Origin of the sequence: Catenulispora sp. GAS73 (assembly GCF_041262085.1) — a bacterium.
Taxonomy (GTDB): domain Bacteria; phylum Actinomycetota; class Actinomycetes; order Streptomycetales; family Catenulisporaceae; genus Catenulispora.
This window is the reverse complement of sequence record NZ_JBGCCM010000002.1, coordinates 332,902-356,115: the sequence shown is the minus strand read 5'-3', so window position 1 is coordinate 356,115 and position 23,214 is coordinate 332,902. Positions and strand designations below refer to the sequence as shown.

At 68.6% G+C, this 23,214-nt stretch carries 17 protein-coding genes and 1 tRNA gene; 14 read left to right on the top strand and 4 right to left on the bottom strand.

The genetic code is table 11. The features are described 5' to 3' along the window. The first annotated feature begins 54 nt into the window (after positions 1 to 54). On the top strand, positions 55 to 1,611 hold the full coding sequence (locus ABH935_RS04150; protein WP_370376397.1) for an MFS transporter: 1,557 nt from the start codon (positions 55 to 57) through the stop codon (positions 1,609 to 1,611). Here ABH935_RS04150 and ABH935_RS04145 read toward each other — a convergent pair. From ABH935_RS04145 to ABH935_RS04135, 3 genes are all read right to left on the bottom strand, one after another. Next, positions 1,498 to 2,292, bottom strand: a complete 795-nt coding sequence (locus ABH935_RS04145) for a lysostaphin resistance A-like protein (protein WP_370376396.1) — start codon at positions 2,290 to 2,292, stop codon at positions 1,498 to 1,500. The genes ABH935_RS04150 and ABH935_RS04145 overlap by 114 nt on opposite strands. 233 nt (positions 2,293 to 2,525) lie before the next feature. Beyond that, a complete protein-coding gene (locus tag ABH935_RS04140) occupies positions 2,526 to 4,340 on the bottom strand; it encodes an alpha/beta hydrolase (protein WP_370376395.1) in 1,815 nt (604 codons plus the stop codon). 105 nt (positions 4,341 to 4,445) lie between these two features. Further along, positions 4,446 to 5,678, bottom strand: a complete 1,233-nt coding sequence (locus tag ABH935_RS04135) for a pyridoxal phosphate-dependent aminotransferase (RefSeq protein WP_370376394.1) — start codon at positions 5,676 to 5,678, stop codon at positions 4,446 to 4,448. A gap of 192 nt (positions 5,679 to 5,870) precedes the next feature. On the opposite strand from ABH935_RS04135, the gene ABH935_RS04130 reads away from it, so the two are divergent. From ABH935_RS04130 to ABH935_RS04085, 10 genes are all read left to right on the top strand, one after another. Beyond that, a tRNA-Trp gene (locus ABH935_RS04130) sits at positions 5,871 to 5,943 on the top strand. A 109-nt stretch (positions 5,944 to 6,052) separates the two neighbouring features. Continuing rightward, the gene (secE, locus tag ABH935_RS04125) at positions 6,053 to 6,322 is read left to right on the top strand and encodes a preprotein translocase subunit SecE (protein WP_370376393.1); all 270 of its coding nucleotides are present in this window, start codon (positions 6,053 to 6,055) and stop codon (positions 6,320 to 6,322) included. 48 nt (positions 6,323 to 6,370) lie between these two features. After that, positions 6,371 to 7,114, top strand: coding sequence for a transcription termination/antitermination protein NusG (gene nusG / locus ABH935_RS04120; protein ID WP_370376392.1), 744 nt, complete (start codon positions 6,371 to 6,373; stop codon positions 7,112 to 7,114). A 119-nt stretch (positions 7,115 to 7,233) separates the two neighbouring features. Then, positions 7,234 to 9,363, top strand: a complete 2,130-nt coding sequence (locus ABH935_RS04115) for a cell wall-binding repeat-containing protein (RefSeq protein ID WP_370376391.1) — start codon at positions 7,234 to 7,236, stop codon at positions 9,361 to 9,363. Between the two features lie 279 nt (positions 9,364 to 9,642). Next, complete coding sequence (gene rplK / locus ABH935_RS04110; RefSeq protein WP_194908826.1) at positions 9,643 to 10,077, top strand: 50S ribosomal protein L11; 435 nt, start codon at positions 9,643 to 9,645, stop codon at positions 10,075 to 10,077. A 171-nt stretch (positions 10,078 to 10,248) separates the two neighbouring features. Next, positions 10,249 to 10,962, top strand: coding sequence for a 50S ribosomal protein L1 (gene rplA / locus ABH935_RS04105; RefSeq protein ID WP_370376390.1), 714 nt, complete (start codon positions 10,249 to 10,251; stop codon positions 10,960 to 10,962). A 925-nt stretch (positions 10,963 to 11,887) separates the two neighbouring features. Beyond that, positions 11,888 to 12,412, top strand: a complete 525-nt coding sequence (gene rplJ / locus ABH935_RS04100; RefSeq protein ID WP_370376389.1) for a 50S ribosomal protein L10 — start codon at positions 11,888 to 11,890, stop codon at positions 12,410 to 12,412. A 52-nt stretch (positions 12,413 to 12,464) separates the two neighbouring features. After that, entirely contained in the window at positions 12,465 to 12,848 is a 384-nt protein-coding gene (gene rplL / locus ABH935_RS04095) for a 50S ribosomal protein L7/L12 (protein WP_370355830.1), read from the top strand. Positions 12,849 to 13,443: 595 nt separating this feature from the next. Further along, complete coding sequence (gene rpoB, locus ABH935_RS04090) at positions 13,444 to 16,920, top strand: DNA-directed RNA polymerase subunit beta (protein WP_370376388.1); 3,477 nt, start codon at positions 13,444 to 13,446, stop codon at positions 16,918 to 16,920. Between the two features lie 32 nt (positions 16,921 to 16,952). Then, positions 16,953 to 20,831: a DNA-directed RNA polymerase subunit beta' gene (locus tag ABH935_RS04085; RefSeq protein WP_370376387.1), complete on the top strand. Its 3,879-nt coding sequence runs from the start codon at positions 16,953 to 16,955 to the stop codon at positions 20,829 to 20,831. Positions 20,832 to 20,921: 90 nt separating this feature from the next. Here the strand turns inward: ABH935_RS04085 and ABH935_RS04080 are convergent, their stop codons facing one another. Beyond that, a complete protein-coding gene (locus ABH935_RS04080) occupies positions 20,922 to 21,266 on the bottom strand; it encodes a hypothetical protein (protein ID WP_370376386.1) in 345 nt (114 codons plus the stop codon). A gap of 112 nt (positions 21,267 to 21,378) precedes the next feature. On the opposite strand from ABH935_RS04080, the gene ABH935_RS04075 reads away from it, so the two are divergent. The 3 genes from ABH935_RS04075 to rpsG all read left to right on the top strand — a co-directional run bounded on the left by ABH935_RS04075 (position 21,379) and on the right by rpsG (position 23,195). Next, positions 21,379 to 21,795, top strand: coding sequence for a hypothetical protein (locus tag ABH935_RS04075; protein WP_370376385.1), 417 nt, complete (start codon positions 21,379 to 21,381; stop codon positions 21,793 to 21,795). 555 nt (positions 21,796 to 22,350) lie between these two features. Further along, positions 22,351 to 22,725: a 30S ribosomal protein S12 gene (rpsL, locus tag ABH935_RS04070; protein ID WP_194896225.1), complete on the top strand. Its 375-nt coding sequence runs from the start codon at positions 22,351 to 22,353 to the stop codon at positions 22,723 to 22,725. Continuing rightward, positions 22,725 to 23,195: a 30S ribosomal protein S7 gene (rpsG, locus tag ABH935_RS04065; RefSeq protein ID WP_012785149.1), complete on the top strand. Its 471-nt coding sequence runs from the start codon at positions 22,725 to 22,727 to the stop codon at positions 23,193 to 23,195. Before rpsL ends, rpsG begins: the two co-directional genes overlap by 1 nt. Positions 23,196 to 23,214 lie beyond the last annotated feature (19 nt).

Below are 23,214 nucleotides of genomic sequence, written 5' to 3'. Positions count from 1 at the left end.
CGACCAATCCGATCAACCCGACCTGCGCTGTTCCATGATCTGGAGGGGATCACCATGAGCACCGAGACCATCGGCCGGCACCAGGGCCCACCGACGGACGGCCTTCGGGCCGCCACCATCGGCCACCCGGTCCGCACGTTCATCATCACCGGCGTCGCCATGTTCATGGCATCGCTGGACAACCTCGTCGTCAGCATCGCGCTGCCCTCGATCCGCGAGTCCCTGCACGCCGGCCTGTCCGGTCTGCAGTGGACGGTCTCCGCCTACACCCTCACCTTCGCGGTGTTCCTGCTGACCGGCTCCACGCTCGGTGACCGCTTCGGGCGCCGGAACATGTTCGTCATCGGGCTCGCCGTGTTCACGGCCGGGTCTGTGGCTTCGGCGCTGGCGCCGAACATCGCGGTGCTGATCGCGGCGCGCGCCGGGCAGGGCCTGGGCGGTGCGGTGGTGGTGCCGCTGAGTCTGACGATGCTGTCCGCGAGTGTGCGTCCGGAGAAGCGCGGCGCGGCCGTCGGCGCGTGGAGTGCCATCTCCGGCCTGGCCGTGGCGCTGGGGCCGGTGGTCGGCGGCGCGGTGGTGGAGGCCGCGTCTTGGCAGTGGATCTTCTGGGTGAACGTGCCGCTGGGTGTGGTGCTGCTGCCGCTGGCGTGGTTCGGCCTGACCGAGAGCCACGGCGCGTCGCGCCGGCTGGACGTGGTCGGGACGGTGCTGGCCACCGGCGGTCTGCTCGGCGTGGTGCTGGGCCTGATCCGGGGCGGCGACGTCGGCTGGACCAACGCGCTGGTGCTGACCGGGTTCGTCGGCGGCGGGGCGCTGCTGGTCGCCTTCGTGGTCTGGGAGCTGCGGACCGACGCGCCGATGGTCCCGATGCACCTGTTCCGCGGCCGGGCCTTCCCGCTGACCAACTTCAGCACGCTGCTGATGTCCTTCGGGATGTTCGGGGCGATCTTCTTCCTCTCGCAGGTCTTCCAGACCGTGTACGGCTTCTCGCCGCTGGGCTCCGGACTGCGGGTGCTGCCGTGGACCGGCATGCCGATGCTGGTGGCGCCAATCGCTGGGATCCTGTCCGACCGGATCGGCGGCAAGTGGATCGTCACGGTCGGCCTGGGCCTGCAGGCGGTGGCGCTGGCCTGGGTGGCCGCGGTGATCTCGACCGAGCTGGACTACGCCGCGCTGCTGCCGGCCTTCCTGATCGGCGGGGCGGGGATGGCGATGTTCTTCGCGCCGATCGAGAACCTGGTGCTCGGCTCGGTGCGGCGCGACCAGGAGGGCATCGCCTCCGGCGTCAACAACGCGCTGCGCGAGTTCGGCGGCGTGCTGGGCATCGCGGTGATGGGCGCGGTGTTCTCCGCGACCGGCGGCTACGGTCCGACCGCGACCGAGTCCGCCGACCAGCACTTCATCGACGGCCTGATCCCCGCGGTCTACACCGGCGCGGCGATCCTGGCCGTGGCCACAGTCGCGATGTGGCTGGTCCCCGGTCGCCGTGCCGCTGCCTCACAGCTCGGGGATGACTCCGACGCGCAGCAGGAAGCCGAAGACGTAACCCAGGGCGTTGGTGGCCCAGTGGAAGGACATCGGCACCAGGAGACTGCCACTGCGACGGCGTAGCTCGCAGAACACCGCGCCGCCGAGGCCGGTGAACACCACGGTCCCGAGATCAGCCAGCGCCGCCCCCAGCCCCGAAGGCCCCAGGAGCGAGGTGAGCGCTGGCTTCTCGGTGTTCAGGTGCAGGGAGGACAGGATGTGCCAGCACCCGAACATCAGGGAGCTGAAGGCGGTGGCGCCCAGCGGCGCCCAGCGCCGCAGCGCCAAACCGAACAGCACACCCCGGAAGGCGACCTCCTCGGCCAGCACGGTGGCGAACGGCACGTCGACGAACACCCGCACCGCGACCTGCCAGGCGGTCAGCGAGGCATAGCGTTGGTCGGTGAACAGCGACCGCGTGGCCGGCAACAGGGCGCCGCCGAGGTAGACCAGGGCCACCCCGCCGATGACGATGCCGGACCACTTCAAGCCCAGCGGCCAGGACTCGCGGTCCAGACCCAGCTCTTCGAGCGCGTGCCCGGACCACCAGGCCAGCGCCGCGAACAGGCCGGTGACGACGAACGCGACGACCAGCTCCGGCAGGCTGTCGAACCAGTGGACGCGGTGCTCCAGCCAGTTCAGCGCCGCCAGGAGGAGGGCGGCGAAGATCAGGGCCAGGCCGTTGCTGAGGGGGCGGCGGAGGTGGGTGGTCAGGCGGGTGGCGGTGCTGATGCCGGGAGTCGGGTCCGCTACAGGCACCGGCACAGGCACAGGCTCCGGCCCCGGACTCGCACTCGGCTCCGGCACCGGACTCGCACTCGGCACCGGCTGCGGCTGCGGACTCGCACTCGGCACCGGCTGCGGCTGCGGTTCTGGTTCGGTCCGCGTGCCCGGCTTTGGCTCCGGCGTGGAGCCCGGTCCCGGCATCGGGCTCGGTCCCGGCTCGGGTCTCGGCGACGCACTTGGTTCTGGTTCCGCCAGCCGTTCCTCGCCCGGCTTCAACTCCACCTCCGGTTGATCGCGGCCATCACGTTCTCCAGGTCCTCGGTCCGCCCCGCGTTCCAGCCCGGCGGGGGCAGCACGGCGGCCCAGGCGTCGCACGCGCCGGTGCCGTAGCTGTGGCCGTGCGGGGTCGGCATGCCGAAGGAGACCGCCAGGTCCACCGTGGTCTGCCAGAAGGAGACGATCGGGTAGTAGCGGAGCTGCGGCGTGATGTCCGGGCCGAGGGGCGGGGAGGCCCAGCCGGGCTTGTCGAACAGCAGGTCCGGCGTCCACCAGACCACGGGGTCCGAGGCGTTCTGCAGGTAGACCACGCGCGGGTGGCCCCAGGGCGCGCCCCAGGGGAAGCGCAGGTCGACTGAGGGCCACTGGCCGAAGCGGATGTTCTTCGCCCCCTGATACACCGGCTGCCACACCGGTGAGTCCGGGTCCCGGTGCGCGGTGATCTGCTGCCAGATCCGGCTGGCCTGCGGCGGGCCCTCGAAGACGACCCCGTCCGCGCCGTCGATCAGGGCCTGCGGGCTGGTGAAGACCGAGTCCAGGGCGTAGGAGCCCAGGGACTCGCCGGAGAGCACCAGCTCGGGCCGGCGGTCCGCCGGGATCGTGAGCAGCCGGGTGTGGACCGCCTGATACAGCGCGCGGGCGGCGTGCCCGGCGCGCTCCTTGTCGACCAGGAACGAGATCCAGCTCGGCAGATACGAGTACTGAAGTGCCACGGTCGCGGTGTCGCCGTCGTACATGTACTCCAGCGGGGTCGGGATGTTGCGGTCCACCCAGCCGCTGCCGGTGGTGCCGACCAGGTTGATCACTTTGCGGTTCCACGCGCCGGTCCGGTCCATCTCGCGCAGTGCCAGTGTCGCCGCCCCGGTGAAGTCCGCGGACTCCACCTGCTCGCCGACGTAGACCCGGATCGGCGGGAGCGCGGGCTGTCCGGAGAACGCCGCGAGCTCCTGCGTGGTCGGGGCGGTGGCCACGAAGGTGCGGCCCTTGGTGCCCAGGCTCGACCAGCTCACCAGCGACTGCGGACTGCCGGAGACCTCGGGGGAGGACGGCCGGCGGATGCCCGGCTCGGTGCCGTCGTTGGCCTGCCGGGAGACGTGGTCCATGAATCCGATGAAGCCGCGGTCCCAGAGCACGTTCTTGGTCCCGACCACGACCAGCGTCGTGCAGACCATCAGCCCGGCGGCGTACGCCAGCGGCCAGGGCACCAGCCGCCCGAACCAGGCCACGAGCTTGCGCGCGAGCAGCCGGACCGCGCGGCACAGGAGCAACAGGAACAGGAACGTGCCCAGCGACAGCCCGATGATGATCCCGGCGTTCCAGGTCGAGGACTGGTTCTGGCCCATCAGCGGCTGCAGCTCGCGCTGCGCCCGGGCGCCCCAGACCACCACCGAGACGCTCACCACGAGCAGCACCACCGGGATGAACTGCCAGGAGCGCTTCCGCAGGTGCTCGCTGAAGCTCCGGCCCCGGCGCCGCGCCACCGAGCGGACCAGGGTGCTGATCAGGGAGCCGACGCCGTAGCCGGCGATCCCGGTGATGCCGCCGAGCAGGCCCTGCATGATCCAGGGGCGCGGGAGCAGCGAGGGGGTCAGCGACAGCCAGAAGAAGAGCGTCGCGAAGCAGTAGCCGGTCAGGTCCGGCCAGCGGCGGACCACCCAGGACGGGTCCGGCGGGTCCCAGTACGGCTTCCGGGCGAAGGCTGCGATCCGGTGCGTCAGCCGCCGGCGGCGTCCAGAGCCGGTGTCGGAACCGGAGCCAGGGTCGGTATTTCCGGTTAGTGAGGAGAAGTCTGTGAGATCCGATTTCTCCATCCGGCCATTATCAGCGCTCGTACGGCGAAATCGTGGGACCGGGGCCTGCGGACCGTGCGAAAGGGCCCCGGCACGACGCCGAAGCCCTTTCGGGGTGGTTCTGTTTCAGCGCGCCTCGCCCAGCAGCTTCTGCAGCCGCGACACGCCCTCGACCAGGTCCGCGTCGCTCAGCGCGTAGGACAGCCGCAGGTAGCCCGGGGTCCCGAAGGCCTCGCCGGGCACCACGGCGACCTCGGCTTCGTCCAGGATCAGCGAGGCCAGCTCGGCCGAGCTGGCCGGCCGCTGCCCCCGGATCTCCTTGCCGAGCAGCGCCTTCACCGAGGGGTACACGTAGAACGCGCCCTTGGGCTCCGGGCACAGCACGCCGGGGATCTCGTTCAGCATCCGCACCATCGTCTGCCGGCGGCGGTCGAAGGCCAGCTTCATCTCGTTCACCGCGGCCAGGTCGCCGGACACCGCGGCCAGCGCCGCGACCTGCGCGACGTTGGAGACGTTGGAGGTGGCGTGCGACTGCAGGTTGGTGGCGGCCTTGACCACGTCGGCCGGGCCGATCAGCCACCCGACCCGCCAGCCGGTCATCGCGTAGGTCTTGGCCACGCCGTTGACGATCACGGTCTGCTCGGCGAGCTCCGGCACCGCCTTCAGGATCGAGGTGAAGCGCGCGTCGCCGTAGACCAGGTGCTCGTAGATCTCGTCGGTGAGGACCCACAGGCCGTGCTCCAGGGCCCAGCGGCCGATCTCCTCGACCTGCTCGGGGCTGTAGACCGCGCCGGTCGGGTTCGACGGCGAGACGAACAGCAGGACCTTGGTGCGCTCGGTCCGGGCCGCCTCCAGCTGCTCCACCGAGGCCAGGTAGCCGGTGGTCTCGTCGGTGACCACGTCCACCGGCACGCCGCCGGCCAGCTGGATCGCCTCGGGGTAGGTGGTCCAGTACGGGGCCGGGACGATGACCTCGTCGCCGGGGTCCAGCAGGGTCGCGAAGGCGTTGTAGATGGCCTGCTTGCCGCCGTTGGTGACCAGGACCTGGTTCGCCGACACCGACACGCCGGAGTCGCGCAGTGTCTTGTGCGCGATCGCCTCCTTGAGCTCCGGCAGCCCGCCGGCCGGCGTGTACTTGTGGTACTTCGGGTCCTGAGCCGCCTTCAGCGCCGCCTCGACGATGTAGGCCGGGGTCGGGAAGTCGGGCTCTCCGGCGCCGAAGCCGACCACCGGCCGGCCGGCCGCCTTGAGCGCCTTGGCCTTGGCGTCCACGGCCAGGGTCGCGGACTCGGCGATGGCGCCGACGCGCTGGGAGACCCGGCGCGACGGGGAGGGTGTTGAGGCTGCGGAGGCTGTCATGCCTCCTATCGTCCCACCGCAGGGGGGTCGTTCGGGGTGACGTTCCACGAAAGGAGACGCCCGCGACACGTCGGTTATGCGTGCCGGTGCGGAACCCGTTCGCAATCGGGGACGTGCGTCCCGTACACTCTCGATCGGCGGATTCCCCTTCCCCACCTCGGCGAGGTAGGTTTGTGGAGCACGCTTAGGCAAAGGGTCGTAGCTCAACTGGCAGAGCACCGGTCTCCAAAACCGGGGGTTGGGGGTTCAAGTCCCTCCGGCCCTGCTTAGGCGCCCAGGAAAGCCCGGTGATGGGCTCTCCTGGGCGCGAAGCGTGTTCGCGGCAAGACCTGCCGCAACAACTTGCCACTTTCACCGAATGTGATGAGGACCAGGTGACCGAGACGAGCTCGACCTCCGCGATGTCGAAGCCGGACCGCGGGCGCGGCGGTGACCGCCGCCCCGAGCGCCGCCGGTCCCCGCTGGGCCGGATCAGCCTGTTCTACCGGCAGGTCATCGCCGAACTGCGCAAGGTGGTGTGGCCTACCCGCAACGAACTGGTCACCTACACGACGGTGGTCATCGTGTTCGTCGCGATCATGGTGGGGATCGTGGCTACGCTGGACTACGGGTTCAGCAAACTGGTGATGTGGGCGTTCGGCTGAGCTGTCGTACCGAACCCACCACCCCGAGCAAAGGAAGTATGAGCGACCGTGTCTGAGACCTACGGAGACCTCGAAGAAGCGACTGTTCTCGTGGAGAACGACGACGAAGAGGCCGTCGAGGAGCAGGTCGCTGCCGGTGCGCCCGAGGACGTCGCCGAACCGGACGCCGAGGCCGGCAGCGAGCACGCGCCGGGCAGCCCGGAGGCGATCGAGGAGTTCCGCGAGGCGCTGCGCCGCGCGCCCGGCGAGTGGTACGTGATCCACAGCTACGCCGGTTACGAGAACCGGGTGAAGCAGAACCTCGAGACCCGCATGACCACCCTGAACATGGAGGAATTCATCTTCCAGGTCGAGGTGCCCATGGAGGAGGTCGTCGAGATCAAGGGCGGCCAGCGCAAGCGGGTCAAGCGCAACAAGTTCCCCGGCTACGTGCTGGTCCGCATGGACCTGACCAACGAGTCCTGGGGCGTGGTGCGCAACACCCCCGGCGTCACCGGTTTCGTCGGCAACGCCCACGAGCCGTACCCGCTGACCCTGGACGAGGTCGTCAAGATCCTGCTCGAAGAGCAGCCCGAAGAGGTCAGCGGCAAGCAGAAGGCGCCGGCCGAGGTCAAGGTGCTGGACTTCGAGGTGGGCGACTCGGTCACCGTCATCGACGGCCCGTTCGCCACGCTGCAGGCCACGATCAACGAGATCAACGCCGACTCGCAGAAGGTCAAGGGCCTGGTGGAGATCTTCGGCCGGGAGACCCCGGTGGAGCTGAGCTTCAACCAGATCCAGAAGAACAGCTGAGCCGCTCCTCCCCCAAAGGTATGACCGGTCTTCATGCTGCTTTCGCAGGCGGCTGACAAGGGCGCCCCACTAGCCTGGGGCGCCCTTAACATTTCCTGAAGATTCCGTGGGGGGATCTCATGGCTTTCCGCATGTCCCGGCGGCTGTCCGCGGCCGCGATCGTCTCGGCCTCACTGGTCGGCCTGGCGGTCGCCCCGCAGGCCGGTGCCACCGTCGCCGGCGTCCCGGCGAGCAGCCCGCTGACCGTCAGCCACACCGATGGCTCCCTGGAGACCGTCGGCGGGGGGACTTCCTCCGTGCCGTGGGCCGGGACCGACGTCTCCTGGTCGCCCGACGGCAGCAAGTACGCCTTCTCCGCCAACCACCAGATCTACACCGCGAACGCCGACGGCTCCGGTCTGAAGGTCGTGGCGCACGGCGCGGCCTCCGATGCGCAGCCGGTCTGGGCCTTCGACGGCGAGCTGCTGGTCTTCGCCGGCTGGGACCCGACCGTCAGCAGCTCCGGTCCGAGCCAGCTGATGGCCACCTGGTCCAACGGCTCGGCGAACGACAACGGCCTGCCGGTGTCCTGGCCGCTGCCGAAGGTCGCCGCGGCCGGCACCACGGACTCCAGCCCCGACTACGGCGGCGACGTGCTGGCCTTCGCCCGGGCCACCGTGGTCTCCGGCGGGACGAACACCTCCGACGGGATCTGGGTCCGCAGCAACGCCGGGAACTACGTCCCGTTCCAGGTCGCGGCCACCGGCGTCGCGCCGACCGTGTCGCCGGACGGCAAGACGGTCGCGTTCGTGCAGGCCGACAAGAACAGCGTGCCGCAGATCTGGACGGTGCCGACCTCGGTCCCGGCCGGCGGGCTGCCGACTCCGGTGCAGCAGACCTTCGTGGCCGCCGGGTCCTCGACCACCCCGACGATCACGGTCGCCAACCCGGTGTTCTCCCCGGACGGCAAGCGGATCGCCTTCGACGAGACCTCGGTGTCGGCCGGCGCGGGCAACCGGACCAGTCAGGTCCACTCGGTCGCGCTGAACACCGACCCGAAGGCCACGGCGAACACCGAGGTCGTCTTCGCCGTGGGCGGTGCGCTGAGCGGTACCGAGCACCTGGCGTACCGGACCGAGTTCACCAAGCAGGTGCTGCGGCTGGCCGGCGCGGACCGGCTCGGGACCGCTCAGTCGGTGTCGCAGTCGCAGTGGCGGAACAACGGCGACGCCTCGGACCCGGTGCGGTCGCAGGCCAGTGTGGCCGTGCTGTCCCGTGACGACCTGCCGGCCGACGCGCTGGCCGGCTCGGCGCTGGCCGCGCGGCAGAACGGCCCGCTGCTGCTGACCGCGAGCGCGACGCTCTCGCCGCAGGCCGCCGCCGAGCTCAAGCGGATCCTGCCGGCCGGCGCGACGGTCTACCTGCTGGGCGGGACCCAGGCGCTGTCCCCGGCGGTCGCGAACTCCGTGCACGCGCTCGGGTTCAGCGTCGTCCGGATCGCCGGTGTGGACCGGTACGACACGGCGGTGAAGATCGCCGACCGGGTCACCGCGCATCCCACCCAGATCTTGGTGGCCACCGGGACCGACTTCGCCGACGCGCTGTCCGCGGGCGCTGCGGCGGGTGCTACCAACGGTGCGGTGGTGGTGCTGAGCAACGACAAGGCGATGCCGACGGAGACGGCGCAGTACCTGCACCGGTTCGGGACGGACTTCGGGCCGAACTCGGACGTCGTGCTGACCGCGGTCGGCGGCCAGGCGCTGAAGGCGATCGACTCGGAGCACCAGGGGTACTGGCGGCTGCCGCTGGTCGGCGCCGACCGGTACCAGACCTCGTACTTGGTGGCGAGCACGTTCTTCCCGTACATGACCGCCGCGGGCGTGGCGACGGGCTCGGCGTGGCCGGACGCGCTGTCCGGCGGGGCCGCGATGGGCAGCATGGGCGGCCCGCTGCTGCTGGTGAACCCGGCCACGGGGCTGTCCGGGCAGGACGTCGCGTTGTTGGACGCGAACCGCGGGGAGCTGTTCGGCGGGTACGTGTTCGGCGGGCCGGTGGCGGTGCCTTCGGGGGTCGACAAGGAGCTGGCGGGGGCGATCGCTGGTCCGCTGGGTGTGATCAACGGGGGCGGGAGTCGGCTGGCTGTCTCGGGGGGCGGCTCGGGTGTCTCGGGGGTCTCGGGCTCGGGGGTCTCGGCGGCGCGGGCGGCTGCGGACCTGGCTTCGGCGGTGCCGGGCGGGGCTCGTGGGCTGGTCAAGCCGGTTCGGCCGTAGGGAGTGCCGTATCGGCATAGCGACATAGCGATGTAGCGATGTAGCGACGTAACGGACGTCCTAAGTAGTGCGGATGTCGTAAGTAGTAAGGAACAACGCTCCTGGGAGCGATGTTGTGCATGAGGCCTCCGTGCCGGTCCTGACCGGCGCGGAGGCCTCGCAGCGTCCGGGGCACGGCAGCCGGTCCGGTAAGCTTGGCTGCTGTTGCCTTATGGCGACGTCTCTCCGCCGTGCCCTTGGTAGGGGTTATCGGCGACGTCTACAGAAACGAGTACGGGAATGCCTCCCAAGAAGAAGCTCACCGCGGTCATCAAGCTGCAGATCAAGGCCGGTATGGCGAACCCGGCCCCGCCCGTCGGCCCGGCGCTGGGTCAGCACGGCGTGAACATCATGGAGTTCTGCAAGCAGTACAACGCGGCCACCGAGGCGCAGCGCGGCCAGGTCGTGCCGGTCGAGATCTCGGTGTTCGAGGACCGCTCCTTCACCTTCATCACGAAGACCCCGCCGGCGGCGAAGCTGATCCTGAAGGCCGCGGGCATCGAGAAGGGCTCGGGCGTCCCGCAGAAGGACAAGGTCGCGACCCTGTCGCAGGCCCAGGTCCGGGAGATCGCCGAGACCAAGATGCCCGACCTGAACGCGAACGACGTCGAGGCCGCGATGAAGATCATCGCTGGCACCGCGCGTTCGATGGGCGTCATCGTCTCCGACAGCTGAGCTGTCTGAGGCTCCGGCTCCTGAGTCTCTCAGCTGGCGATTGGCTTTTGGCTATCGGGCTTGGCCGTTGCTGACACCAGCAACACCGGAACCACCAGCACCACCAGAACCAGTGGCAGAGCCGCGCGCGGCTCGCGAAGACCACACCTCACCATCTCTAGGAGAGCAGCAATGAAGCGCAGCAAGGGCTACCGCAACGCCGCGGCGAAGATCGACGCCGACGAGTTCTACACGCCGCTGGCGGCCATCCGCCTGGCGAAGGAGACCTCGGTCACCAAGTTCGACAGCTCCGTCGAGGTCTCGATGCGCCTGGGCATCGACCCCCGCAAGGCCGACCAGATGGTCCGCTCCACCGTCGTGCTCCCGCACGGCACCGGCAAGACCGCCCGCGTGCTGGTCTTCGCCCAGGGCGACAAGGCCGAGCAGGCCCGCGAGGCCGGCGCCGACATCGTGGGCTCCGACGAGCTCATCGACGAGGTCGCCAAGGGCCGCCTGGACTTCGACGCGGTCGTGGCCACCCCGGACCTGATGGGCAAGGTCGGCCGCCTGGGCCGGGTCCTGGGCCCGCGGTCCCTGATGCCGAACCCGAAGACCGGCACGGTTACCGCGGACGTGGTCAAGGCGGTCAACGACATCAAGGGCGGCAAGATCGAGTTCCGTGCCGACCGGCACTCGAACCTGAACTTCATCATCGGGAAGGTGTCGTTCTCCGAGCAGCAGCTGGCTGAGAACTATGCGGCTGCGTTGGAGGAGGTGCTTCGTGTGAAGCCGAGTGCTGCTAAGGGGCGGTACCTGAAGCAGATCACGTTCGCTACCACGATGGGGCCTGGGATTCAGGTGGATGCTAACCGGGTGCGTAACGTCGTGTCTGACGACGAGGCGTGAGGTAGTGGGTTAGAAGGTTAGTGGGTTTGGGTTAGTGGGTTAGAGCGTAGGAGGGGCCCCCGTCCGTGTGGACGGGGGCTTTTTCGTTGGGTCTTACAGGCGAATTTTTACGGCTTCGCGCAGGGGTTGATGACCTCGCAGGGGGACGCAGTTCGGTTGTGCCCCGCTGGTTGCGTTGGCGGCCGCCGGTTGTGGCGAACACGACCGCGCGGCGGTTCAGGTCTCTGCGGCGGTGCGTTGGCGGGTGGCGGTTGTGTGGGTGCAAGACCACGCGCCGGTCCGAGTCACTGCGCATGTCGTAGGCGGCAATCGTCGTGCGTGGTGGGCGCCTTGAGGCCTCCGGCGGGCGCTCTACAGCGAGGGGGCGACCCGCGCGTCCGGCTGTTTGGCGGCGGTCCGCGACTGGTCGGCTTTCTGTCCGCTCGTGGTGCGTTGCGCTGTCTGCTGGCGGTGTTGCTTGTGGTCGCCGAGGTTCTGTGCCCCTCGCCGCGTCGTCGCCTTACGGAACCAGGCCGGTCCGGTGGTGTAAAGCCGGATCGCTGTTGCTGTGGTCCGGTTTCGTCCGGCTTGACACCACCGGCCCGGCCAGGTTGGCTGCGCCCGCCGACGCGGCGAGGGGCCCAGAACCAACACCCCGCGTGGTCCGGAGGATCCGGTGAAGCACGGGTTCGGCCGGTCAAAAGCACCCCTGGCCCCGTGCTAGTCTTGACGGAGCCGAAGACCGCTGGTCGCTGCTCCGAGCCGAACGGCCCGGATCAGTCGAAGGCCTCCACACGGAGCGACCCGCCGAGGCGCGATTAGTGAAGCAGTTGTTGCTTGTCCTTGGGACTGGCCTTCTTATCTGTGACGCCCGCGCTGACGCGCCGGGCGTTTTTTCGTGTCTGGTGGCTCATCGTCGGCTCTGACACCCCGGAAGGAGGCCCGTATGGCGAGGCCTGACAAGGCGGCTGCGGTCGCCGAGATCGCGGATCACTTCCGCGGCTCGAACGCCGCCGTGCTGACCGAGTACCGCGGGCTCACTGTTGCGCAGCTGAAGGAGCTTCGGCGCGCGCTCGGTGCGACCACGGACTATGCCGTGGTGAAGAACACGCTGACCAAGGTCGCTGCTCGTGAGGCCGGTATTGAGGGTCTTGATGAGTCGGCGCTGAAGGGTCCTTCGGCTATCGCCTTCATCAAGGGCGATCCGGTTGAGGCGGCCAAGGGTCTTCGTGACTTCGCCAAGGCGAACCCCCTTCTGGTGATCAAGGGTGGGGTGATGGAGGGCAAGACCCTCACCCCGGCTGAGATCACCAAGCTCGCGGATCTGGAGTCCCGCGAGGTTCTGCTGGCCAAGGCGGCCGGCGCGATGAAGGCGTCGCTCGCGAACGCGGCGGCGCTCTTCCAGGCTCCTTTGGCCAAGGCCGTTCGTACCGTGGACGCGCTGTCGGCCAAGAAGTCCGCCGACGCCTGATAGGCACCCGGCAAAACCGAGCTAGAACTCACTTAGAGAAAGGACGCCTATCATGGCGAAGCTCAGCAACGACGAGCTGCTCGAGGCTTTCAAGGAAATGACCCTGATCGAGCTCTCTGAGTTCGTGAAGCTGTTCGAGGACACCTTCGACGTCAAGGCTGCCGCTCCGGCCGCCGTCGCCGTCGCGGGCCCGGCCGCGGCCGCCGCTGAGGCCGCTGTCGAGCAGGATGAGTTCGACGTCATCCTGGAGTCGGCCGGCGACAAGAAGATCCAGGTCATCAAGGTCGTGCGTGAGCTGACCTCGCTGGGCCTGAAGGAGGCCAAGGACCTGGTCGACGGTGCGCCGAAGCCGGTTCTGGAGAAGGCCACCAAGGAGGCCGCCGAGAAGGCCAAGGCTTCTCTGGAAGAGGCCGGCGCCGGCGTCACCGTGAAGTAAGTCCTCTTCGCGGCGCGAGCCATTCGAAGGACCCCCGGGGTTATCCCCGGGGGTCCTTCGTGTTCGGCGTGACCTGTGTGATCACCGTGCGCGGCGGGCTTGCCAGGAGAGAGATCCCCGCACGCCTCTTGACGTCGGCCCAGCTACGCGGGATTCTGCGGTACGTCGGCGATATACCGCAGGACCCCCGGGACCGAGGCAGCGCGAGGCAGAGGCCGGGGAAGAAAAAAGGTGCGAAGGACGGACGTGCCGCCCGTGTCGGCGGCGACAACTGTCGGTCGATCCGGCTAGTCTGTCCGTCTGTTGCCCGACGCGTCGGGGCCCCGCGAGGCGGGGGCGACCGACCCGCGTCAGGCCTATTAAGGCACGGGCTGGACAGGCGTGGCCGATATGGCTACACTGTTCGTTTGCGCTGCCTTTCTGCATGCCTCGTTCCGTCAACGGCCTCGCGAACCCCTTCCGACCACCCGGCACCGGTGCCTCCAACACCGCCGCCGACCAGGGGTTTCGCTGAATCCGTCGCCGGGTAGGGATACAGGTCCGCCTGGTAGCGCTAAGGACAGCCAGTCCAGTCCGAGCCCCGGAAGGACCCCTCTTGGCCGCCTCGCGCACCGCCCAGAACATCACCAAGAACGCCGCCCGCCGCATCTCCTTCGCGAAGATCAAAGAGCCGCTCGAGGTTCCGAACCTGCTCGCGCTGCAGACGGAGTCCTTCGACTGGCTCGTCGGCAACGCCACCTGGAAGGGTCGCGTTTCCGAGCAGCAGGCCGCAGGCCTCGACGTGCCCACCACCTCCGGTCTGGAGGAGATCTTCGAGGAGATCTCCCCGATCGAGGACTTCCAGGGCACCATGTCGCTGACGTTCCGCGACCACCGCTTCGAGCCCGCGAAGTACTCCATCGACGAGTGCAAGGACCGCGACTTCACCTACGCCGCCCCGCTGTTCGTGACCGCCGAGTTCACGAACAACGAGACCGGCGAGATCAAGAGCCAGACCGTCTTCATGGGCGACTTCCCGCTCATGACGAACAAGGGCACCTTCATCATCAACGGCACCGAGCGTGTCGTGGTGACCCAGCTGGTGCGCTCCCCGGGTCTGTACTTCTCGCAGGACATCGACAAGACCTCCGACAAGGACGTCTTCAACGCGAAGATCATCCCGAGCCGCGGCGCCTGGCTCGAGTTCGAGATCGACAAGCGCGACATGGTCGGCGTGCGCGTCGACCGCAAGCGCAAGCAGCACGTCACCGTGCTCCTGAAGGCCCTGGGCTGGGACGACGCCCGGATCCTGGAGGAGTTCGGCGAGTACGAGTCCATGCGCCAGACGCTGGAGAAGGACCACACCGCCGGCCAGGACGAGGCGCTGCTGGACATCTACCGCAAGCTGCGTCCGGGCGAGCCGCCGACGCGCGAGGCCGCCCAGACCCTGCTGGACAACCTCTACTTCAACCCCAAGCGCTACGACCTGGCCAAGGTCGGCCGCTACAAGATCGACAAGAAGCTGGGCCAGGCCAGCGGCATCGACAACACGGTGCTCACCGAGGACGACATCGTCAACGCGATCAAGTTCCTGGTGAAGCTGCACGCCGGCGAGACCGAGATGGACCCGCAGGTCGAGGGCGCGCCGATGGTCGTCGTCGAAGAGGACGACATCGACCACTTCGGCAACCGCCGCCTGCGCAGCGTCGGCGAGCTGATCCAGAACCAGGTCCGCACGGGCCTGGCCCGCATGGAGCGCGTCGTCCGCGAGCGCATGACCACGCAGGACGTCGAGGCCATCACGCCGCAGACGCTGATCAACATCCGGCCGGTCGTCGCCTCCATCAAGGAGTTCTTCGGCACCAGCCAGCTCTCCCAGTTCATGGACCAGACCAACCCGCTCTCGGGCCTGACCCACAAGCGCCGCCTGAACGCGCTGGGCCCCGGTGGTCTGTCCCGCGAGCGCGCCGGCTTCGAAGTCCGCGACGTGCACCCCTCGCACTACGGCCGCATGTGCCCGATCGAGACCCCGGAAGGCCCGAACATCGGCCTGATCGGCTCGCTGGCCTCCTACGGCCGGATCAACGCCTTCGGCTTCATCGAGACCCCGTACCGCAAGGTCGTCGACGGCAAGGTCACCGACCACATCGACTACCTGACCGCGGACGAGGAGGACCGGTACGTCGTGGCCCAGGCCAACGCCCCGGTCCGGGACGACGGCTCCTACACCGACGAGCGCGTGCTGTGCCGCCGCAAGGGCGGCGAGATCGAGATGATGGCTCCGGCCGACATCGACTACATGGACGTCTCGCCGCGCCAGATGGTGTCGGTGGCCACGGCCATGATCCCGTTCCTGGAGCACGACGACGCCAACCGCGCCCTGATGGGTGCGAACATGATGCGCCAGGCCGTGCCGCTGCTGCAGTCGGACTCGCCGTACGTGGGCACCGGCATGGAGTACCGCTGCGCGGTCGACGCCGCCGACGTGGTCACCGCCGACAAGGGCGGCGTGGTCACCGAGGTGTCCGCCGACCTGGTCACCGTCGCCAACGACGACGCGACCACCAGCGTCTACCGGATCGCCAAGTTCCGCCGCTCCAACCAGGGCACCTCCTTCAACCAGAAGGTGGTCGTGGCCGAGGGCGAGCGGGTCGAGGTCGGCTCGGTGCTGGCCGACGGCCCGTGCACCCAGGACGGCGAGATGGCCCTGGGCAAGAACCTGCTCGTGGCGTTCATGCCGTGGGAGGGCCACAACTACGAGGACGCGATCATCCTGTCGCAGCGCCTCGTGCAGGACGACGTCCTGTCCTCGATCCACATCGAGGAGCACGAGGTCGACGCCCGGGACACCAAGCTGGGCCCGGAGGAGATCACCCGGGACATCCCGAACGTCTCCGAGGAGGTCCTGGCCGACCTCGACGAGCGCGGCATCATCCGGATCGGCGCGGACGTCGTCCCCGGCGACATCCTGGTCGGCAAGGTCACGCCCAAGGGCGAGACCGAGCTCACCCCGGAGGAGCGGCTGCTGCGCGCGATCTTCGGCGAGAAGGCCCGCGAAGTCCGCGACACCTCGCTGAAGGTGCCGCACGGCGAGCAGGGCAAGATCATCGGTGTCCGGATCTTCGACCGCGACAGCGGCGACGAGCTGCCGCCGGGCGTCAACCAGCTGGTCCGGGTGTACGTGGCGCAGAAGCGCAAGATCACCCACGGCGACAAGCTGGCCGGCCGGCACGGCAACAAGGGCGTCATCGCCAAGATCCTCCCGGTCGAGGACATGCCGTTCCTGGAGGACGGCACCCCGGTCGACATCGTGCTGAACCCGCTGGGCGTGCCCTCCCGCATGAACCCGGGCCAGGTGCTGGAGACCCACCTCGGGTGGATCGCCGCCACCGGCTGGGACATCGGCGACGGCCAGGCCGAGTGGCAGGAGCGCCTGCGCTCCATCGGCGCGGACAAGGCCGAGGCCCGCACCAAGGTCGCGACCCCGGTCTTCGACGGTGCCCGCGAGGATGAGATCACCGGCCTGCTGGGGAACACCCTGAAGACCCGCGACGGGGTCCGGCTGGTGGACAGCACCGGCAAGGCCCGGATGTTCGACGGCCGCTCCGGCGAGCCGTTCCCGTACCCGATCTCGGTCGGCTACATGTACATCCTGAAGCTGCACCACCTGGTCGACGACAAGCTGCACGCGCGCAGCACCGGCCCCTACTCGATGATCACGCAGCAGCCGCTGGGCGGTAAGGCCCAGTTCGGCGGCCAGCGGTTCGGCGAGATGGAGGTGTGGGCCCTGGAGGCCTACGGCGCCGCGTACGCGCTGCAGGAACTGCTCACCATCAAGTCCGACGACGTGCTCGGCCGCGTGAAGGTCTACGAGGCCATCGTCAAGGGCGACAACATCCCCGAGCCCGGCATCCCGGAGTCCTTCAAGGTGTTGATCAAGGAAATGCAGTCGCTGTGCCTCAACGTCGAGGTGCTCAGCAAGGACGGCACCATGATCGAGCTCCGCGACACCGACGAGGACGTGTTCCGAGCGGCCGAGGAACTCGGCATCGACCTGAGCCGGCGTGAGCCGTCCAGTGTCGAAGAGGTCTGATCGAACGAGTCATCGAGGAGGATAGAAACCACATGCTTGACGTCAATTTCTTCGACGAGCTCCGTATCGGTCTGGCGACTGCCGACGACATCCGCACCTGGTCCTACGGCGAGGTGAAGAAGCCGGAGACCATCAACTACCGCACCCTGAAGCCGGAGAAGGACGGACTCTTCTGCGAGAAGATCTTCGGCCCCACCCGGGACTGGGAGTGCTACTGCGGCAAGTACAAGCGGGTGCGCTTCAAGGGCATCATCTGCGAGCGCTGCGGGGTCGAGGTCACCCGGGCCAAGGTGCGCCGTGAGCGGATGGGCCACATCGAGCTGGCCGCTCCCGTGACCCACATCTGGTACTTCAAGGGTGTGCCGTCCCGGCTGGGCTACCTGCTGGACCTGGCGCCGAAGGACCTGGAGAAGGTCATCTACTTCGCCGCCTACATGATCACCGAGGTCGACGACGAGCGTCGCACCCGGGACCTGCCCTCGCTGGAGGCCAAGGTCTCCGTGGAGCGCCAGCAGGTCGAGAACCGGCGCGACGCCGACGTCGAGGCCCGGCAGAAGAAGCTGGAGGAGGACCTCGCGGCCCTGGAGGCCGAGGGGGCCAAGGCCGACCAGCGCCGCAAGGTGCGCGAGGGCGGCGAGCGGGAGATGAAGCAGCTGCGCGACCGCGCGCAGCGCGAGATCGACCGGCTCGACGAGGTCTGGAGCCGGTTCAAGTCGCTGAAGGTCCAGGACCTGGAGGGCGACGAGATCCTGTACCGGGAGATGCGTGACCGCTACGGCACGTACTTCTCCGGGTCGATGGGTGCTGCCGCGCTGCAGCGCCGGCTGGAGACCTTCGACCTGGACGCCGAGGCGGAGTCGCTGCGCGACACCATCCGCAACGGCAAGGGCCAGAAGAAGACCCGTGCCCTCAAGCGCCTGAAGGTCGTCGAGGCCTTCCGCTCGACCAACAACTCGCCGTCCGGCATGGTGCTGGACTGCGTGCCCGTGATCCCGCCGGACCTGCGTCCGATGGTGCAGCTGGACGGTGGCCGCTTCGCCACCTCCGACCTGAACGACCTGTACCGCCGCGTGATCAACCGGAACAACCGCCTCAAGCGGCTGCTCGACCTGGGCGCGCCGGAGATCATCGTCAACAACGAGAAGCGGATGCTGCAGGAGGCCGTGGACTCGCTGTTCGACAACGGCCGCCGCGGCCGTCCGGTCACCGGGCCCGGCAACCGTCCGCTGAAGTCCCTGAGCGACATGCTCAAGGGCAAGCAGGGCCGGTTCCGCCAGAACCTGCTGGGCAAGCGCGTCGACTACTCGGCCCGTTCGGTCATCGTCGTCGGCCCGCAGCTCAAGCTGCACCAGTGCGGTCTGCCCAAGCAGATGGCGCTGGAGCTGTTCAAGCCCTTCGTGATGAAGCGGCTGGTGGACCTGAACCACGCGCAGAACATCAAGTCCGCCAAGCGGATGGTGGAGCGCGCGCGGCCGGTGGTGTGGGACGTGCTGGAGGAGGTCATCGGGGAGCACCCGGTGCTGCTCAACCGCGCCCCCACGCTGCACCGCCTGGGCATCCAGGCCTTCGAGCCGCAGCTGGTCGAGGGCAAGGCGATCCAGATCCACCCGCTGGTGTGCACCGCGTTCAACGCGGACTTCGACGGCGACCAGATGGCGGTGCACCTGCCGCTGTCCGCCGAGGCGCAGGCCGAGGCCCGCATCCTGATGCTGTCCTCGAACAACATCCTGTCCCCGGCGCACGGCCGGCCGATCACCTCGCCGACGCAGGACATGGTCCTGGGCATCTTCTTCCTCACGATGGACCGTGACGGGATGAAGGGCGAGGGCCGGGCGTTCGGCTCGATCTCGGAGGCCATGATGGCCTTCGACAACCGCGAGCTGGACCTGCAGGCGCCGATCGAGCTGCGCATCTCCGAGGCGGTGCCGCCGCGCGGCTGGGTGGCTCCGGAGGGCTGGGAGACCGGCCAGCCGTTCCGCCTGAAGACCTCGCTGGGCCGGGCGCTGTTCAACGAGCTGCTGCCGCTGGACTACCCGTACGAGAACCGCGAAGTGGCCAAGAAGCAGCTCTCGGCGATCGTCAACGACCTGGCCGAGCGCTACCCGAAGGTGACCGTCGCGGCGACCCTGGACAACCTGAAGTCCTCGGGCTTCTACTGGGCGACCCGCTCCGGCGTCACGGTGTCCGTGGAGGACATCGTGGTCCCGCCGAAGAAGGGCGAGATCCTCGAAGGCTACGAGGCTCAGGCCGCGAAGATCCAGAAGCAGTACGAGCGCGGTCTGGTCACGAAGGAGGAGCGCAACCAGGAGCTCATCTCCATCTGGACCAAGGCCACCAACGACGTCGCCGACGCGATGCAGGCGAACTTCTCGAAGACGAACCCGATCTTCATGATGGTCGACTCCGGAGCGCGCGGTAACTTCATGCAGATGCGGCAGATCGCCGGTATGCGCGGTCTGGTGTCGAACGCCAAGAACGAGACCATCCCGCGTCCCATCAAGGCGTCCTTCCGCGAGGGCCTGTCGGTCGTGGAGTACTTCATCTCCACGCACGGCGCCCGCAAGGGTCTGGCCGACACCGCGCTGCGCACCGCGGACTCCGGGTACCTCACCCGGCGTCTGGTGGACGTCTCGCAGGACGTGATCATCCGTGAGGAGGACTGCGGCACCGAGCGCGGCATCATGATGCCGATCGCGGCCAAGAACTCCGAGGGCCGTCTGATCAAGGACGAGAACGTCGAGAACTCGGTCTACGCGCGCAACACCGCGGAGAAGGTCGTCGTCGACAAGAAGACGATCCTCGACGCCGGCGTGGACCTCGGCGACGTGGCCATCGACAAGCTGATCGAGAACGGCGTGGCCGAGGTCAAGGTCCGCTCGGTCCTGACCTGCCAGTCCAAGGTCGGCACCTGCGCGATGTGCTACGGCCGGTCGCTGGCCACCGGCAAGCTGGTGGACGTCGGCGAGGCGGTGGGCATCATCGCCGCGCAGTCGATCGGCGAGCCCGGCACCCAGCTGACCATGCGCACCTTCCACACCGGCGGTGTGGCCGGTGACGACATCACGCAGGGTCTGCCGCGTGTCATCGAGCTGTTCGAGGCCCGCACGCCCAAGGGCGTGGCGCCGATCGCCGAGGCGGCCGGCCGGGTCCGGATCGAGGACACCGACAAGACCCGCAAGATCGTCATCACCCCCGACGACCCGTCGGTGGAGGAGGTCGCCTACCCGGTCAGCAAGCGCACCATGCTGCTGGTCGCCGACGACCAGCACGTCGAGGTCGGGCAGGAGCTCACCAAGGGCACCGTCAACCCGCACGACGTGCTGCGCATCCTGGGCCAGCGCCAGGTGCAGATCCACCTGGTGGCCGAGGTCCAGAAGGTGTACCGCAGCCAGGGTGTGCCGATCCACGACAAGCACATCGAGATCATCGTCCGGCAGATGCTGCGCCGGGTGACGATCATCGAGGCCGGGGACGCCGAACTGCTCCCGGGCGAGCTGGTCGAGTTCGGCCGCTTCGAGACCGAGAACCGCAAGGTGCTCGCCGAGGGCGGCAGCGCGGCTTCCGGCCGTCCGCAGCTGATGGGTATCACCAAGGCGTCGCTGGCCACGGACTCGTGGCTGTCGGCGGCCTCCTTCCAGGAGACCACCCGGGTCCTGACGGACGCGGCGATCAACGGCAAGTCCGACTCGCTGCTGGGCCTGAAGGAGAACGTGATCATCGGCAAGCTGATCCCGGCCGGGACCGGCATGCCGCGCTACCGGAACATCAAGGTCGAGCCGACCGAAGAGGCGAAGGCCCAGATGTACACGCTGGTGGGCTACGACGACGACTACTCGTCGTACAGCTTCGGCAGCGGCTCCGGCCAGGCGGTCCCGCTGGAGGAGTACGACTTCGGCGGCTACAGCGGCTGAGGTCCGGGAGCTGATCCCGTAGCACGCTGATTGGGCGGCCGTTCCCCGGTGGGGGAGCGGCCGCCCTTCGGCTTCTGAGTTTCTGGCCTTCTAGGCGAAGCGGCGCATGACGCCGCCGCGCAGCAGCCCTCGACGGTTCTGCTCGGCCCGGACGGCGGAGACCAGACTGAACGACGACAGCGCGGGATCGCCGCGCAGCGCGTCGAGTTCGTCGTGCACGGCCGGCGCCGGATCGGCCGACGCGGGAAGCGCTCCGGCTTCGCACATCTCTGCCAGCGTCCGGTCCAGCAGCGGCCCGAGCTTGCGGACCGGCCGGTCGACCAGTTGGGCGACGTGTGCCAGAGGCAGTCCTTCGCGGTAGCGGAACACCAACGCGGCCCGGGTGGTGACGTCGAGCGCGTTGAAGCGTTGCTGGAAGATCTCGTGGGCGGTCATGTGGGTCCCCCGGTTGTGCGGACGTTACAGACCTTTGATGCATGAGACGTGGTTCAGGTTCCCCGTGGGTACTGTGGAACATGTCGCCAGTGACCCGAAAGGCGGACGGCCGATGAACGACCAGCCCGAGGTCGGGCGTCCCAACTACAATGCGGCCGGCAGCCGGTCCTCGCCGAGCCCGGTGCCGCGGCAGGGCGGCGGGTACGGGGGACCGGACCAGGGCTCCCGGCTGGAGCCGCGGGCGGTGGCGGCGATGGCGGCCGCGGTGCTGGCCTGGTCGTCGTGGACGCCGTTCTACAACCTGCCGATAGCCGTCGCGCTGGTGTCCGCGGTGTTCGCCGCGCGCTGGGGGGCGCGGGCGAAGCGGAACATACTGGCGGCCGAGGGCACCCGGACCGGAGCCGGGCTCGCGGACCTGGCCCGGCTGCTGGGACTGGCGGACCTGGCGATCCTCGCCTACCTGATCTTCCACTACTACTTCGTGGCGCACGCCGGAATCAAAGGCGTGCTGACGCTGTTGCTCACGTGACGGGCCGAGTCCGGTGGGGCGCGGGAATACCTCCGGTGCCCCTGCCGTTGAGCCCTGTGTCGGCTGACGTCACCCGCCTCGTTAAACGGTCACGGACCTGTGTCCGGCATGCGAGAATGAGTGGGTTCGCCAGTGAGGCGGACCGTGGTGGGCCCGGCGCACAGACTGTGTACAGACCAGCCGCCTTGATGGCGGAGAAGTCCGGTGCTAAGGTCCCTCCCTCCGTTTTGACCTCACCGGCATGCCCTGGGTAGGCTCGTCGCCGTGCCAGGGGTGTCCCCCCGGCTACTCCTGCCTGCGCACCATCCGGGTGCGGGCTCGCGGTCACCGCGCGGCTCGTCGTCCGAGACAGCAGGGGTCTGTAGGTCGCGACACGCCCGACCTCGTGGACCGGACGTCCCGGGTGGTACCCGGACAGGACGCCCGTGGAGTCGACGAGGGTGGGCCGTGGCCGGTGAACCAGCAGGAACTCGACGCGAAACCGAGAGGTAGTAGCACTCCGCGCCCGGGGTCGCCCCCGCGGAGCCGTAGAAGGAAAGGGAAGGCCAGCACCTAGTGCCTACAATTCAGCAGTTGGTCCGCAAGGGCCGGCAGGACAAGGTTGTGAAGAACAACACTCCTGCGCTCAAGGGATCCCCGCAGCGCCGCGGCGTCTGCACCCGCGTGTACACCACCACGCCCAAGAAGCCGAACTCGGCTCTGCGCAAGGTGGCCCGTGTGAAGCTGTCCTCCGGCATCGAGGTCACGGCGTACATCCCGGGCGTCGGCCACAACCTGCAGGAGCACTCGATCGTGCTCGTGCGCGGCGGCCGTGTGAAGGACCTGCCGGGCGTTCGGTACAAGATCGTCCGTGGCTCGCTCGACACCCAGGGCGTCAAGAACCGCAAGCAGGCCCGCAGCCGCTACGGCGCCAAGAAGGAGAAGAGCTAATGCCTCGCAAGGGTCCTGCCCCGAAGCACCCGGTCGTCATCGACCCGGTCTACAACTCCCCGCTGGTCACCTCGCTGGTGAACAAGGTCCTGCTGGACGGCAAGCGCTCCACCGCCGAGCGCATCGTCTACGGCGCCCTGGAGGGCTGCCGGGAGAAGACCGGCACCGACCCGGTGATCACGCTCAAGCGCGCGCTGGACAACGTCAAGCCGACCCTGGAGGTCAAGTCCCGCCGCGTGGGCGGCGCGACCTACCAGGTGCCGATCGAGGTCCGCGCCGGCCGCAGCACCACGCTGGCCCTGCGCTGGCTGGTGGGCTACTCCCGGCAGCGCCGCGAGAAGACCATGACCGAGCGCCTGATGAACGAGCTCCTGGACGCCTCCAACGGCCTGGGCGCCTCCGTCAAGCGCCGCGAGGACACGCACAAGATGGCGGACGCGAACAAGGCGTTCGCGCACTACCGCTGGTAACCCCGGTAGCCGAGACCGC

Excerpts from the sequence above, each read along its gene's own strand:
- ABH935_RS04150 (WP_370376397.1), top strand. The coding sequence starts at position 55 with ATGAGCACCGAGACCATCGGCCGGCACCAGGGCCCACCGACGGACGGC.
- ABH935_RS04140 (WP_370376395.1), bottom strand. The coding sequence starts at position 4,340 with ATGGAGAAATCGGATCTCACAGACTTCTCCTCACTAACCGGAAATACC.
- ABH935_RS04135 (WP_370376394.1), bottom strand. The coding sequence starts at position 5,678 with ATGACAGCCTCCGCAGCCTCAACACCCTCCCCGTCGCGCCGGGTCTCC.
- ABH935_RS04115 (WP_370376391.1), top strand. The coding sequence starts at position 7,234 with ATGGCTTTCCGCATGTCCCGGCGGCTGTCCGCGGCCGCGATCGTCTCG.
- rplK (WP_194908826.1), top strand. The coding sequence starts at position 9,643 with ATGCCTCCCAAGAAGAAGCTCACCGCGGTCATCAAGCTGCAGATCAAG.
- rplA (WP_370376390.1), top strand. The coding sequence starts at position 10,249 with ATGAAGCGCAGCAAGGGCTACCGCAACGCCGCGGCGAAGATCGACGCC.
- rplJ (WP_370376389.1), top strand. The coding sequence starts at position 11,888 with ATGGCGAGGCCTGACAAGGCGGCTGCGGTCGCCGAGATCGCGGATCAC.
- rplL (WP_370355830.1), top strand. The coding sequence starts at position 12,465 with ATGGCGAAGCTCAGCAACGACGAGCTGCTCGAGGCTTTCAAGGAAATG.
- ABH935_RS04085 (WP_370376387.1), top strand. The coding sequence starts at position 16,953 with ATGCTTGACGTCAATTTCTTCGACGAGCTCCGTATCGGTCTGGCGACT.
- ABH935_RS04080 (WP_370376386.1), bottom strand. The coding sequence starts at position 21,266 with ATGACCGCCCACGAGATCTTCCAGCAACGCTTCAACGCGCTCGACGTC.
- ABH935_RS04075 (WP_370376385.1), top strand. The coding sequence starts at position 21,379 with ATGAACGACCAGCCCGAGGTCGGGCGTCCCAACTACAATGCGGCCGGC.
- rpsG (WP_012785149.1), top strand. The coding sequence starts at position 22,725 with ATGCCTCGCAAGGGTCCTGCCCCGAAGCACCCGGTCGTCATCGACCCG.